The following is a 15,000-nucleotide window of genomic DNA, read 5'->3' as shown; positions in this document are numbered from 1 at the left end:
CAGCATTTCGCTTGACTTGTAAAAATATTGTATTTACAATAAAATTTTAATCATGCCATAAGATTTTTCTGTTTAGTAAATTACAATATTCAATAAGGGGAAATTGAAGATGCTTCGATTTAATAAACGTCGCAACACATTAGAACCCGAAGAGTACATTTTCCAATTGCAAGATTCGACAGAACCAAATCTCTTTAGGGATGTCTTCCCCTATGACAAAATACCAAAGATACCATTCAATTATCGTCTCAATCCTATGAACCCTCCCGAAGAGATATGGATTACGGATACAACTTTTCGGGATGGACAACAATCCCGCCCGCCATACACGGTTAAACAGATTGTTGATCTTTTCGACCTGATTCACAAGCTTGGCGGCAAAAAGGGGCTTATTCGCCAGTGTGAGTTTTTCCTATACAATACAAAAGATCAGGAAGCGGTTAGGAAATGTATGGAACGTGGCTATAAATATCCAGAGGTTACCGGATGGATCAGGGCTGTGAAGAATGACTTCAAATTGGTTAAAGAAATGGGGCTCAAAGAAACTGGTATCTTATGTTCGTCATCAGATTACCATATCTATTTGAAATTAAATAAAACCAGGAAACAGGCAATGGATATGTATCTGGACATTGTGCGGGCCGCGCTGGAAGAGGGTATTATTCCCCGCTGTCACTTCGAGGACATTACCAGGTCTGACTTTTACGGTTTCGTCGTACCCTTTGCCAAGGAGCTAATGAAATTATCTAAAGAAAGCAAACTTCCTGTGAAGATCCGCGCCTGTGATACCATGGGGATGGGAGTCAGTTACCCTGGCGCTGCCTTGCCACGCAGTGTACCTGGTATTATTTACGGACTCAACCACTTTGCAGGCGTCCCTTCCGAATACATCGAATGGCATGGCCATAATGATTTTTACCTGGCGGTAAGCAATGCTACTACCGCATGGCTCTATGGATGCAGTGGAATTAATGGTACATTGTTAGGATTGGGAGAACGTACAGGGAACACACCGATAGAAGCCCTGGTAATCGAATACCTGGCATTACGAGGCGACGACGAACTAATCGATACCACAGTGATTACGGAAATTGCAGATTATTACAGAAATGAAATAGGGCATCCAATCTCTCCGACTCAACCCCTTGTAGGCTCAGAATTCAATGTCACCCGTGCAGGTATCCATTCGGATGGGCTACTGAAAAATGAAGAAATATACAATATTTTTGATACCAAGAAACTCTTAAACAGACCCATTGGTGTTTCCGTAACTGACAAATCTGGTGTGGCTGGAATTGCACAGTGGATTAATATCTTTTTTGAACTGAAAGGAAACGAGCAAATTCCTAAAAGCCACGAGGGTATCTTAAAGATAAAGGAATGGGTGGATAAGCAATACATCGAGGGACGCATTACCTCTATTTCTGATGACGAAATGGTAGAGCAGGTGCGTATCCACCTCCGGGATTTTATTAAATCAGATAAATTACAACAATCCGGAACTGCTAAAACAAAATAATATCTTTGAAGTTATATGAGTTTCAGGCAAAGAATATCCTCAAAACATATGGTGTTTGTGTTCCTCGCGGTAAAGCCATATCAAAAGGTAATGATGCATCAACAATATTCCGGGAAATTGGTTGCAACCGTTGTGTCGTAAAGGCACAGGTCCTTGCCGGCGGCAGAGGAAAAAGCGGAGGTATCCAATTTGTTAATACGCCCGAAGAAGCCCAGGCATGCGTAACAGGCATGCTCGGTACCCACCTTGTAACACGGCAAACTGACCAAAGCGGCGCAGAAATTAAATATGTTCTCGTTGAAGAAGCCGTTTCGATTAAAAAGGAATTGTACCTCGCTATAACGATTGACCGTTCCCTTTGTAAGCCAATGCTGATTGCCAGCGCTGAAGGAGGTGTAGAAATCGAAGAGGTTGCCAAACGAACACCTGCCAAAATCATCAAAGAACCAATTGACATATTCTTTGGTATACCTCCATTCCAGGCGCGTCGCATCGCTTCTCAATTAAACATATCAGGGGCGCTTTCAACAAAGCTGAATAACCTTATCATGAATCTGTTTCGCGCCTTTACAGAAAATGATTGTTCATTACTGGAAATAAATCCATTCGCTGTGACGACTGATGGTGAGGTATATGCACTCGATGCAAAGATGGACATCGACGACAATGCCCTTTATCGCCACCCGGAATTCGACCAATTCATATCATATCAAGATGTCTCTCCTGCTGAGGCTTTAGCCAGGAAATACAGGCTGAGTTATATAAGCCTTGATGGAAATATTGGATGCCTTGTGAACGGTGCAGGTCTCGCCATGGCCACGATGGATATTGTCAAACTCCATGGCGGAGAACCTGCCAACTTTTTAGATGTCGGTGGTGATGCGTCTTTGGAACAGGTCACACAGGCGTTCAAGATTATTTTGTCCGACCCCAAAGTGAAGGCTGTTTTGATTAATATCTTTGGGGGAATCATGAAGTGTGATATTATCGCGTCCGGTATCATTCAAGCTATCAAAGAAGTAGGCATTCGTATCCCTTTGGTCGTCCGGCTGGAAGGGACTAACGTTGAAATGGCGAGAAAAATACTCGACAATTCCGGTTTAAGTATCCTTTCTGCAAAGGATATGAAAGAAGCCGCAAGTATGGTAGTGAAGGCATCAAAAGAGAATACAAAATAAAAATGGGTATATTAATAAATAAAGATACAAAGGTAATATGCCAGGGAATAACCGGGCATGCGGGCAGTTTTCATGCCGGACGAATGCTGGAATATGGCACTAAACTCGTCGCAGGCGTCACTCCCGGCAAGGGTGGCACAAAACAACAAGGCGTTCCTGTCTTTGACAGTGTAGTCGATGCGGTAAAAAATACGGGGGCAAATGCTTCTGTCATTTATGTACCTGCGCCGTTCGCAGCGGATGCCATCATGGAGGCAGCTGAGGCAGGCATTGAATTGGTGGTCTGCATTACCGAGGGCGTACCTGCGCTGGACATGATCAGGGTAAAAAAATATCTTTCTCACAGGAAGGCGCGTCTTATCGGACCCAACTGCCCTGGTATTATTACGCCTGGTGTATGCAAGATCGGCATTATGCCCGGATATATCCATAAATCAGGCAAGGTGGGGGTTGTTTCACGCAGTGGAACTCTCACCTACGAAGCCGTCTGGCAATTGACCCAGAGCGGTTTAGGACAATCCACGTGCCTTGGCATTGGAGGTGACCCCATTTTGGGAACTGATTTTGTGGACATATTGAGATTGTTTCAAAATGACGAAGAAACACACGCCATTGTATTGATAGGAGAGATTGGCGGAAGCGCAGAGGAAGAAGCCGCAGAGGTAATAAAACGAGAGATTGCAAAACCGGTCGTTGGTTTTATTGCAGGAAGAACGGCGCCGCCAGGCAAACGCATGGGTCATGCCGGGGCGATTATTTCAGGCGGCAAAGGTACAGCAATTTCAAAGATTGCAGCGCTTAAAAATGCAGGCGTTATTGTAGTAAACAGCCCTGCCGATATCGGGAAAACCGTAGCAGAGATAATTTTTCTGTGAATGATATAATCCCTCCTATTTTTGCCTGTTCTATGGAAATGTTAGAATTCTCTGTTAGTTTTTTCCTTGACATCCAACGATACTTTGATATTTTAATGCGAAAGATTGTCAACAAACAATAGCTTTTGACAGCACGAAGGAATAAACCAAAAACATACGATAAAGGCAAACTCTGAGCAATCAGAGGACGCAAAGTAAAGGGTCTTTTAAGCATACAGGGAAGTAGCATAAAATACCTTACTAAAAAAGACAGCCTTACTGCCGAAGATGTTGTAAATATATCTTTGCAGTAAGGCTTTTTTATTTTCAGGATAAGGAAAAGAGGTTCAATTGACAAGAAGAGATGATTTTCCATTGATAATAAGCCCAAATCTCGGTTGCCCACAGATTGCTTCAGTTGAGGAGTTTGGGCAAAAGAAGATGTTTCCGTTAATAATTGCCGGACAATACGGGGAAAACAAGATGCCCTTGAAGGATGACTTTATGGGAACTTTGTATTTACGACGCTCTCATAAAGGGGATGGAGATAAAAAAGATATTCCACTGTCTATGAACGATGAACCTGAGGAGATTATTCATTGGTATCAACTATCGGATTTCAATACAGTAGACGATACGAGAGAGATTATTCCTAGTGAGTTCCATTACAATGTAATGGGGGAGAATACCCGGTATTGGAAAATCATGGTCAGTATCGATTGTAAAAGCACAGAAGATTATGAAACTCTTCTTTTACCTCAAAAAGGAGGAAAATGCCCCCCATGTCTTTACGATCTGGTATACAGAGACCGATCAGAAAAGTGGGAGAGGGTTAACTACCATTCTGTGCAATTTGTTAAAAGCTTTGGTGAAGGCTGCAAATTCATTCAGGTTACCGATCTTCATGTTGCCACACGAAATGACGAGATACTCGATGAAGTTCTGAAAGTAAAGCATGAGAAGAAATGTGGAGACGACATCGCAAAAAGATACATTAACTTTAACCGTAACCTGAGAAAGTTTATTCAGAGAGCAAACAGTATGGCTGAGGAGGGTAATCTCGATTTTGTTGTAATTACAGGAGATTTGGTAGATTTTGCCTTTCATGGCTGGGGGGATGAAATAAATTTAGATGAAAACAATTGGAAAACTTTTATTAATATAATTACCGGCGCAGGAAAGGAAAAGGAGCGGAACAATCCCGGTATAAAAATAGCGGTTTTTACATCAACCGGGAATCACGATTGGCGTCTCCACCCTTACGATCCAAACCTTTCAAAGTACAATAGAGACAGTTTTGGCTTAACGGAAGAAGAGCTCAAACAGTATAAATACAAATCCTTTGATTCCTCTGAATATCCAGAGGATAAGAGGGTAAAATTGGCAGAAGAGATAACAAGCGATACCTTTAATAAACTGAACCTTGATGTCCTGAAAAAAACCGATAAATGGAAAATACAGTTAGAAAAGTTTCTTGCCACTGCTGTAGGAACCTGGCTCGTACGTATTTTGCCGCTTTTAGGATTGATAGGCATAGGAGAAAAGATAAATCCAATAGCAAATTACGTCTCTCATTTTGCAATTGCCGGAATTGCAGGAATAGCAACATGGGGAATTCATAAATTTATAAAATATCAGACACGTAAAATAGCTGACTTCATTATAGATAATCCCCTCCATGCCGAAGCTAGCGCCCTTCACTATTATTTCAGATATATAAACCCATACCTTGACTATGCCTTTCACTATGGAAAACATTGCTTTATAGTTATGGATACAGGATCCGACGTTTTCATCGGGCAACTTTTGGATAAGAAAGAGATTAAATATGTCAAGAAAATAAGTGTAAAGGATAATATCCTGGGAGGAGCTCCCGATTCAAAGGCATTTGACCCAGAACAGGTTTATTACAATTGGAGCCAAATAGTCTGGTTAGAAAAAGTTATGAAAGCTGTGAGCAGGAAGCCGGATGCTCATGGCAAAAATTTCATCTTTTTGCATGCCCCTCCAATCAACTCATCCGATGATGTTGATATGGATACCATGCGGGAAATTGTAAGAAAGGAAGGACCAGCGTGGGTTCCTGAAGAGGAATGTAATCTTACATACGGAACGGTTAATTATTATCTGAGCGAGTTCTTTTATCTCTGTATGGGTTACAGAGAGGGTGATCTGGTAAAACAGGACGTGGATCGTAAGTTCAAGTTAATAGACATTGTTTTTTCAGGACACGCCCACCGGAATATTGAATTTAGAATAGAGAAAGATAAAAATCATAAGATCAGGATATATCACGACAGGTACAGCGAAAATTTTAACCATGATAAGCCGTATGCATGGTGGGGGCAGAGTCCTGTAATCGTACAGACTGCCTCCTGTGCGGTGCGAAGGCTAGGCAATCAACCGCCATATTATAGACTGGTGGTTATAAACAATGGGGGGCAGATTACTGAATTCTCACATGCAAATATCCCCTAGCGCTGCGGATATGCCCCAGGCAATCTATCATGGTATCCTGCCTTTGTTAATTACTGATAAAAAGTATTAATCTTTTATACCGGGAGGAACACAATGAACGCAAAGTTATCTAATTCAATAACAGAACTGAAAGATCGTTATGGAATTATAGTCATTGGTTCAGGTTATGGTGGCTCAATAACTGCGGCAAGACTGGCATCTGCGGGATATGAAGTTTGTCTTCTCGAAAGAGGGAAAGAGTGGATACCGGGCGAGTTTCCCGACGAAATGGCTGAAGTGACTGCACAATTTCGTTCAGATAGCAATCCATTAGGGTTATATGACTATCGTGTAACTGAGGATGTTGATGTTTTCGTGGGATGTGGTCTTGGTGGGACATCTTTAATTAATGCGAACGTCATCTTTAAACCAGACGATGATGTTTTTAACAATAGCAGATGGCCGGACGAGATTCGTGAAGACCGGGATAACGGTAAACTCAATAAATATTTTGAAAAGGCGAATGACATGTTACAGGGTGCTGTCTATCCAGACAACCGTCCATCTTTGGGGAAAATAAAAGCTCATGAAAAATCAGCCAAAGACCGTCCCGGTAAATACTATAAACTGAATCTGGCAGTTAATTTTGAAAAATATAATGATGAACCCAATCATGTTGGTGTACATCAAAGACCTTGCATCTTATGTGGCGACTGCATGACCGGTTGTAACGTCCTGGCTAAGAACACATTATACATGAATTATCTTCCTTTTGCGAAAAGTCAGGGCGCATCTATTATAACGGAAATGGAAGTCAACTACATTAGTAAAGCCGATGGTGGTGGTTATTTTGTTCATTGTACTTCTCATTCAGAGGACAAAAAATCAAGGTTTATCCATGCAAATGTCGTCATTATAGCTGCCGGCGCTTTGGGTTCTACGCACATACTGTTGAATTCCCGCGATCGGGGTCTTGCTGTTTCTGATAAGATCGGGCATTATTTTTCCGGGAATGCGGACTCATTTGGGGTTGGTTACAATAGTGACCAGAGAACCGACGTGCTCGGTTTTGGCAATATCCGAGATAAACGTTCGAAGATTCAAGTCGGCCCCTTGATCCTCTCTGTTATCGATTATCGCAGGAAAGAACTGGAACTGAAAGACCGTTACATTATAGAAGAGGGTGATTTTCCAAGAGCCTTCGTAGACTTCACCCGGTACTCCATGCCAAAGATTAGTGCAGTTGCCGGCCATGATACCGATTTCAGTGTCATTGACGAGGCTTCAGAAGCCGCACGGGTGGTGAGAGATATTGCACATTATGATGTAAAAGGCGCCCTCAACCATTCAATGTTATATCTGGGAATAGGGCACGACAGCGCAGATGGCGTTATCGCAGTTGACTCTGAGGGGAAGATACGCATTCACTGGGCGGCGGCGCCGTCCAAACCAATTTTTCAAAAGATTGATGATGAAATGAAACAACTAACGAAAGCATTGGGAGGGACTTACATCAGGAATCCCAGGTGGACGCCGTTCTTTGGCAGGAATATAATTACGGTTCATCCGCTGGGAGGTTGTGCTATGGGCAAAAGTGCTGATACAGGCGTTGTTGATCATCGCGGGAGGGTCTTTGATCTGGCACAAGATACATCTGGTGCAGTTCATAATGGACTTTTTGTTGCTGATGGTTCAATGATTCCCACCTCGTTAGGAGTGAATCCGTTTTTTACAATCTCCGCTTTATCCGAACGAATCGCTAACCTGATTGTTCAGGATGCCACCGTAAATAAGAAACCAAGGGAGGGCGCCCTGCCCCCCCCGGTGATTATTTCACCTCCTCTAGGTATCGAATTTACTACGGAGATGAATGGTTATTTCAGTAAGAGTGTGACAAATGCAAAGACACCTGAGGATTTTCATAAAGCTGAAAAGCTTGGGAAACAGGAAGGGAACGATATCGGCTTCAAACTAACGGCGTATATAGACAGTGTCGATAAATTTGTGATTGAACCTGCACATGATGCTCGTGCAGAAGGTCATATAAAGATGGGCAGCATGAAACAAATGGTCGAACAAGGGCGGTTTAACTTGTTCATCAAAGACCCGCAAATACATACAAAACGCATGCTCTTTTCATTGCAATTCTTCGGCGATGATGGTCAACCCTGCTTGCTGGACGGCTATAAAGAGATGCGGGATGACCCTGATGTTGATATCTGGGAAATATGGAAAGATTATACAACCCTTTTCATTACCATTCACAAAGGGAATACAACTCGAGACCCGGTATTAGGACAAGGTATTGTTCGTATACATTTACATGATATTACCCGACAGTTAGCCACGATTCGGGTTCGTAATGGATCTAATGTCAAGACTGCATTCAGTGCTAAAAACAAATTTACCTCTTTTTTCTTTGGCGAATTATATGAAACATATATGAAAAATCTCTTACCCAGCCAACAAACTCATGGATGAGAGATACTCCTGCTTTCGTGCACACGGAGTGATAGTTTTAAAAGAGACAATGATCAGGGAAGGGAGGCCCCCACATACAGCAGATTATCTGAAATAACTTCTCCTTAAAAATCATTCATTGTATTGTAAATCTTTTACAGTGGAGAATACTATGACCCGCATATTATTAATCTCATGTATGTTTTTATCTGTTTTTATTGGATGCAAAAAACCGGAGACCGAGATAAGTGAAGAAAGATCTGTGATAGAAGATATTGCAGCCAGGTTGAATCCCAGAGTGAAACGCAATCAGGACCGCCCCTGGGTACTTTGGCAATGGTTTACGGGAACCCGTTATGATATCGCCTCACGCCAATTAACTCAAGCTGTTGGTATTGCTGCCGCATTAGGCGAGTTAGAAAAGTTCCGCATAAATCTTGTAGCCAATAATATGCACGATACCAATGGTGCATGGGGTGATCGGGGCCGGCAGACAGGAGACGAACGGCGGGTTGTCTGGAAGGCAATGCAGGATGGTTCGTCTTGTGGGGAAAGGAGCCTGAAAAATCCAGTCTACCGCGCACGAACGCTCGATGGCCGCTGCAACGATTTTGATAACCCATTGATGGGCGCCGTAGGGCAGCGGTTTGGGCGGAATGTAACCATTGAGACCGCTAATAGATCTGTCATTGATTTCCATCGCAAAGTGACTTCCTCACAGGATGCGGGCGACCCTAATCCCCGCGTTATCAGTGAACGCCTTTTAGTGAGAAAAGACCCCTTTAACCATCACGCAGCGCCATTTTTTAATCTTTGGGCCTCTGCCTGGATTCAATTTATGACTCATGATTGGTTTTCTCATACCCGTGATGGATGGAACGACAATAGCAACACCTTTTCCATTTCTGAAAGTAAATTGCAAAGCTTAGCAAAAGTTGGGCAAGGGGGTGGTTGGGAGGTGGCGCGAACTCTCCACGACGATCAAAAAGGTTTGGCTGGTTTAAAAAATATTCCCGTGGAAACATGGAAAAATACGGTGACCTTCTGGTGGGATGCCTCGCAACTTTACGGCTGGGACCAGGAAACGCAGCAAAGGGTGCTCGATCCCAAAGACAAAGCCAAATTAAAAGTGTCGGACACTGGGGTGCTCCCCTCTTACAGCGAAGTTGGACTTCATCCCCCTAAAGGCTTCCTTGACCAGGAAATATCAGCTTTTGCAGATAACTGGTGGGTGGGCCTTAGTTTGATGCACGTCATGTTTTCTAAAGAGCATAACTATATCGTTGATCAATTGCGGCAAAACGCTACCCCCCCGAGTGGGGCAGCAGCATGGAGTGATGAGGAACTCTATGATACCGCCAGGCTAATCATCTCTGCATTACTAGCCAAAATTCATACCATCGAATGGACGCCCCAACTTCTTTACAATCGGCTGGGGGACATGGCTATGCATACCAATTGGCAAGGCTTGTTGGGCAGTACCCAAGGGGATTCCCCATTTAAAGAGGAAATCATGCGCATAGCCAGGGAAGGCTCTAAAAAAGCTATCAATGACTTTACCGCTACGCTACAGGATTTTCGCAAAGATGAGTTAGTCAGCCTTGCGGTTACTGGCACCGGCGTCATGGGGATGCCAAGGGCGGAACACTTCGGGGTACCATTTACCTTAACGGAGGAATTTACTTCTGTCTATCGGCTCCATCCCACCATACCAGATTTTTTAGCAATTTATGATGCTGACGTACTTTCTCAAGGTCAAGTGCGACAATTTAGCGGCAGAGAATTAGAAAGTAAAGTGCCTGGTATAAAAACCGTTCAGAACCAAATCGCCATTGTCGATACTGTTCGGGAAGGTTCGAAACGTTTTATGCGGGGAATCGGGATCGATAGTATCGCATTATCTTTTGGCCTTACCGGCTGTGGGCAGCTCACCCTCGAAAATTTTCCCTGCTTTATGACTGAACTTGTGGTGCCTCAGGCGCCCGGAGGTAAAATTGACCTTGCTGCAATGGACATTATTCGGGATAGAGAGCGTGGGGTCCCGCGCTTTAATGAATTTCGCCGGCAACTGCAACTGAAACCTTTGAAGGATTTTACTGATTTTATCGACAAAGAGCTTGTGTGGGAAATTGAAAACAACAGATCGCGTGATTTCCGTAAAGATCCCAATCTTACCGCTGACGAACTTCAGGCAAAACAAGCAGAGCTGAAACGTCAGCAACGGCTGGTGGAAGAAATGCGCAAGGTTTATGACAGCGACATTGAAAAAGTAGATCTTCTGGTTGGTATCCTCGCCGAGTTCTCACGGCCACACGGCTTCGTGATCAGTGAAACTCAGTTTCAGGTTTTTATTTTAAACGCTTCCCGAAGGTTGTTTAGCGATCGGTTTTTTACCGAACATTATCGGCCAGAATTTTATACCCGGTGGGGATTTGACTATGTGAACACTACCAATATGGTGGATGTCATCAAACGACAATTTCCAAAGCTTCGGCCGGCACTACGTAATGTTAAAAATCCCTTTGATTTATGGGATCGGAAAAGATCTGATTTTGCTTTAGAATATCAGAAAAGAGGGGATTTTTTACAGGAATAGTGTGAAATAAATAGGTAATTTAAACTATGGGAGATTTAAACGTGGAAGATCTTTCAGGTAACGAACTCATCGCGAGAAGTCTTGTTGCTAATGGAATCAGTTATGTTTTTACTACATCTTCAGACAGACTTAGCCCTCTCAGAACATGTTTAGAAAAGAAAACGAGTATACAGGTAATTATTGCGAGAACTGAAGGGGCAGCGACCTTAATGGCAGACGGTTATATTAGGCGCTCCGGGAAGTTTGCCGTTGTATTAACGGATGACAATGGCAGATCATTATCGCAGATTTATGGAGTTGCAAATTCCTGGGCTGATAAGACCCCTTTGCTTTCTTTGTCAATTTGCAATGATGATGAAGTTGATTACAATAAAGGGTTTAACAGATACAGATTTGACCAAAATGCAGTGTATCATGAGGTTACCATTTGGAGGAAACGGATCAATACACTCGAGAGTATTCCAGACACTATAAAGAAGGGAAAGTTTGAAAGTACCAGGCATAAAAGAGGTCCGGTACATATTGACATACCTTTCGGATTATTAGAGAAAACCGTCTCTTTTGACACTACCGTATTCTCACCATCGTCTTCACCAATTACGAACGAAGCGAGGCCTATACGGCTGGCTGGGGATAAGCTTGCAATTGAAAAAGCAGCATCGAGTATTAAGAATGCAAAAAAACCTCTCATTTTTTGCGGGGGAGGAGTGAAGGTTTCTGAGGCCTATGAAGAGGTTATCCGTTTTATCGAAGCGTTTAAGATCCCTGCTGCTACAACAATGGGTGGTTTCGGCTCGATACCGTCAGATCATGAGTACTGTCTTGGCGGGCCGGCCTATACAACGGGTGAAGCCTTTCATGTCGCTATAAAAGAGGCCGACATTGTACTTGCGCTGGGAGTAAGCTTTTGTGGATTAGACGGATTTGGTCTTCCTCCTCTATGGTCTGACAAGATTAAATTTATTCATGTCAATATAGATCCGCTTCAGATTGGTCTGAATGTGTCTCCCGAGATATCAATACTGGGAGATGTCAAAACCGTTCTTAATCAATTAACAGAGCAATTGCGCTCCGAAGGTTTTAGCGGAAAGCCTGCATGGAGGTCATGGGCAAAGTATCTTTCTCATCTGAAAGAGGGCCGATATAAGAGACTTAACAAATTTATCAATAAAAAGTGGCCGGTTATACAACAGGGAAAGATCATACAAGAGCTGGGGAAAGTCATAAAGAGGGATGATCTGGTCCTGGTAGTGGATGGTGGTAACACGCCAGTTTTTTTCGCTACGCATGCGCCTTCACTGGGACCCCAGCAATCTTTTTATCCGTTTGGCATGGCAGCAATTGGTTGTGGGATACCTTACGCCATTGGGGTTCAACTGGCCTCGCCGGGGAAACGGGTTATGCTGATAAGTGGAGATGGATCATTCCTGTACCATATCCAGGAACTCGAGACCATTTGCAGGCTAAACTTACCCATTATGATAATAATCTCCAATGATTCGGCGTGGAATATGATCAGGGCTATGCAGTATTTCATGTTAGGAGGAAATTTTGTTGGCACTATGCTCCCTGACATTGATTACTCAAAAATAGCCCGTGGGTTTGGTTTGCATGCAACACGGGTGGATAAGGTCGGGGACATACTACCCGCGTACGAAAAAGGGGCAAGTGAAGGCAAAGCAGCGCTCGTTGATATTATAACTGACAAAAACAATTTTCCGGACTGTCTGGCGAGTTTCTCTCTTATTGAGTTTGATGGTTTACTGAAGCTTTTAAATCCGATTAAGGTATTAAAGAGTTCATTATTGATAATGAAATTAGGATGGAGCAAGCTGTTCTTTAATCTTACCTATATCAGAAAAGCTTTATTGAGGGTGAACATAATGGCCAAGTGGAGGTCTTAAAAATGAAAATAATCACTGGGGGGGCATTGCTTTTAGACGTACTTGTTCAATGTGGAATCAAGCATGTGTTTTCTATATCCGGAGAACACATCGGCACCGTATATGATGCATTTGAAAAATTCCCGGAAATTCATTTAACCGTTCCGCGTTGTGAAACTGCCGCAGCTCTCATGGCGTCCGGCTATACTGCTTCTACGGGATGCTCAAGCGTAGCAATGTCAACGGTAGGGGCCGGGGTCATATATGAAGTTTCAGGGCTGTCAAAGGCGTGGTTCAATTATCTGCCTGTTCTCTCTATTGCCCCACAGCTTCAAAGCTGGAAAATAAAACCTCATCAGGAAAACTTACAAGGTTGTAATCAGGATGAAATATTTTTCCCTATCACTAAATGGAATACCATCGTGTACACCTGGGAGAGAATACCTCAAATGATTTACAGGGCGTTCAGGGAGGCATGGCAAGGTATACCAGGGCCGGTACATATCGATATCCCTGTAGATATATTGTTCAGATACAAGGTACTTACAAAAAAGAAAAGGCAGAGTATAATGCCTCCGGCTGAGAGGACGATGTATAGAGGTGCCATAGCGGGAGATGCCTTTTGTCTGAAAGAAGCCTGTGAAACGATTCAAAAGTCCGAAAGGCCTATTATTATTTTAGGCCAGGGTTTTGGACGCCCCGGGCGATATCAGGGGATGAAAGAGGCTGCAAACAGACTGGGAATACCTGTTATCACTACCGTACACAGTTCCGGGGTTTTTTGTGGCGACGATTATTGTTATGCCGGGGATGCGTCATTATTCATGAATTCAACATCAGGAATGGAATTGTTGAATAAGACGGATCTTTTGATTATTGCAGGAATCGACCCTTATTCAGAACGTATTCTTTCTGCGATAAAAAATTCTTCGCATGTAAAGGGTATTGTCCAGGTAGAAATTGATCCGTCATCTTTTGCAGACAGCATTCCTAACCTTTGTCCTGTACATGCAGATCCCGGGAGTAGTTTCTCCTATTTTGAACGAGAAACGAAAACGAATAAAAACGCTTTCCGTGCCTGGAGGGATGATTTCTATAAAAATTGCGACCTATTAGCAATAGAATTGTCAAAAGAGTTTAAAGATGCAAGGGGAATATTTGCTTCACTGAAAAATATTTCTTCCAGCAATGACATCTTTATCGTCGATGGGAAAGAGTTATCACTTGCAGCATCTTGTTTTTTTAGAAAGGCCATCTATAAAAATCTTTTTATCATGGATGACCGGGACATACCAGGGGCTGGACTTCCTTTTGCGATAGGTGCAGCTATTGGTAATCCAGATAATAACGTTGTTCTTATTTGTGACAAGAATTCACTTTTTTACCATATAAGGGAGTTACAACCAGCCGTCTCAATGGGATTAGAGTTTACCATCATATGCGTGGACACTGTAAATAAGAACAATAATGTTGCAGACACGAGATTAGTATTAGAAGGCATGGACTGCCCTGTAAAGGAGATAGACCCTTTGTCAATAAAGAGGGACGATATAGTTAAGGGCAAAATCAAAAAACCTTGTGCAATGATGATAATGTAAATGATTTAAAAGTACCATCAATAAAAACACATCACGATAAAGGCAAACCCAGAGTGATCTGGGGACGCAAAGTAAAAGGGTCTTTTAGACGTACACGGACGCAGATTGCAAAAGACGATTTTACAGTAAAGACAGCCTTACTGCCGAAGATGTTTCAATGAACATTTTTGCAGTAAGGCTTTTTTGTTTTTACGAGTTAAAAACAACTATTTTTGATCTAATATCCCGCATTATACGCTCATTTAGGCGTATAATATGCCAGTGTAAGAGTATTATATGTACTAATAGCCGTAAAAGAAGACGACTGTTACTATAGATATGAAATGATGTCAGGCCAAACAACCAAATATTACATGCCGGATGAATTCAAGAATTAAATGAAAGGATGTATATGAAACGAAGATGCAAGAATTCAGCGCCAAACTGGGTGTAGTAAATGAAGACTTGTAGAAGCT

At 42.7% G+C, this 15,000-nt stretch carries 8 protein-coding genes and 2 riboswitches; all 8 genes read left to right on the top strand.

Annotated elements, in window-relative coordinates:
- Nucleotides 1-109: 109 nt before the first annotated feature.
- The 8 genes from BROSI_RS09715 (at nt 110) to BROSI_RS09680 (ending at nt 14,545) form a co-directional block, all read left to right on the top strand.
- On the top strand, nt 110-1,519 hold the full coding sequence (locus BROSI_RS09715; RefSeq protein ID WP_052563545.1) for a 2-isopropylmalate synthase: 1,410 nt from the start codon (nt 110-112) through the stop codon (nt 1,517-1,519).
- 5 nt (nt 1,520-1,524) lie between these two features.
- Nucleotides 1,525-2,697 carry an ADP-forming succinate--CoA ligase subunit beta gene (gene sucC / locus BROSI_RS09710; RefSeq protein WP_052563544.1) on the top strand — a complete coding sequence of 391 codons (1,173 nt, stop codon included), beginning with the start codon at nt 1,525-1,527 and terminating at the stop codon, nt 2,695-2,697.
- Nucleotides 2,698-2,699: 2 nt separating this feature from the next.
- A complete protein-coding gene (sucD, locus tag BROSI_RS09705) occupies nt 2,700-3,572 on the top strand; it encodes a succinate--CoA ligase subunit alpha (protein WP_052563543.1) in 873 nt (290 codons plus the stop codon).
- Between the two features lie 154 nt (nt 3,573-3,726).
- Nucleotides 3,727-3,838: riboswitch (cyclic di-GMP riboswitch) on the top strand.
- Between the two features lie 64 nt (nt 3,839-3,902).
- Complete coding sequence (locus tag BROSI_RS09700) at nt 3,903-6,029, top strand: metallophosphoesterase (RefSeq protein WP_052563542.1); 2,127 nt, start codon at nt 3,903-3,905, stop codon at nt 6,027-6,029.
- A gap of 93 nt (nt 6,030-6,122) precedes the next feature.
- On the top strand, nt 6,123-8,489 hold the full coding sequence (locus BROSI_RS09695; protein ID WP_052563541.1) for a GMC family oxidoreductase N-terminal domain-containing protein: 2,367 nt from the start codon (nt 6,123-6,125) through the stop codon (nt 8,487-8,489).
- Nucleotides 8,490-8,640: 151 nt separating this feature from the next.
- Complete coding sequence (locus BROSI_RS09690; protein ID WP_052563540.1) at nt 8,641-11,064, top strand: peroxidase family protein; 2,424 nt, start codon at nt 8,641-8,643, stop codon at nt 11,062-11,064.
- Nucleotides 11,065-11,105: 41 nt separating this feature from the next.
- Nucleotides 11,106-12,968: a thiamine pyrophosphate-binding protein gene (locus BROSI_RS09685; RefSeq protein WP_162183236.1), complete on the top strand. Its 1,863-nt coding sequence runs from the start codon at nt 11,106-11,108 to the stop codon at nt 12,966-12,968.
- Between the two features lie 2 nt (nt 12,969-12,970).
- Nucleotides 12,971-14,545 carry a thiamine pyrophosphate-binding protein gene (locus BROSI_RS09680; protein ID WP_052563538.1) on the top strand — a complete coding sequence of 525 codons (1,575 nt, stop codon included), beginning with the start codon at nt 12,971-12,973 and terminating at the stop codon, nt 14,543-14,545.
- Nucleotides 14,546-14,576: 31 nt separating this feature from the next.
- A riboswitch (cyclic di-GMP riboswitch) is annotated at nt 14,577-14,693 on the top strand.
- Nucleotides 14,694-15,000: the final 307 nt, after the last annotated feature.

This window comes from Candidatus Brocadia sinica JPN1 (assembly GCF_000949635.1).
Lineage (GTDB): Bacteria > Planctomycetota > Brocadiia > Brocadiales > Brocadiaceae > Brocadia > Brocadia sinica.
This window is presented reverse-complemented; position numbering and strand designations above follow the sequence as displayed.

Excerpts from the sequence above, each read along its gene's own strand:
- BROSI_RS09690 (WP_052563540.1), top strand. The coding sequence starts at position 8,641 with ATGACCCGCATATTATTAATCTCATGTATGTTTTTATCTGTTTTTATT.
- BROSI_RS09695 (WP_052563541.1), top strand. The coding sequence starts at position 6,123 with ATGAACGCAAAGTTATCTAATTCAATAACAGAACTGAAAGATCGTTAT.
- BROSI_RS09715 (WP_052563545.1), top strand. The coding sequence starts at position 110 with ATGCTTCGATTTAATAAACGTCGCAACACATTAGAACCCGAAGAGTAC.
- BROSI_RS09680 (WP_052563538.1), top strand. The coding sequence starts at position 12,971 with ATGAAAATAATCACTGGGGGGGCATTGCTTTTAGACGTACTTGTTCAA.
- sucD (WP_052563543.1), top strand. The coding sequence starts at position 2,700 with ATGGGTATATTAATAAATAAAGATACAAAGGTAATATGCCAGGGAATA.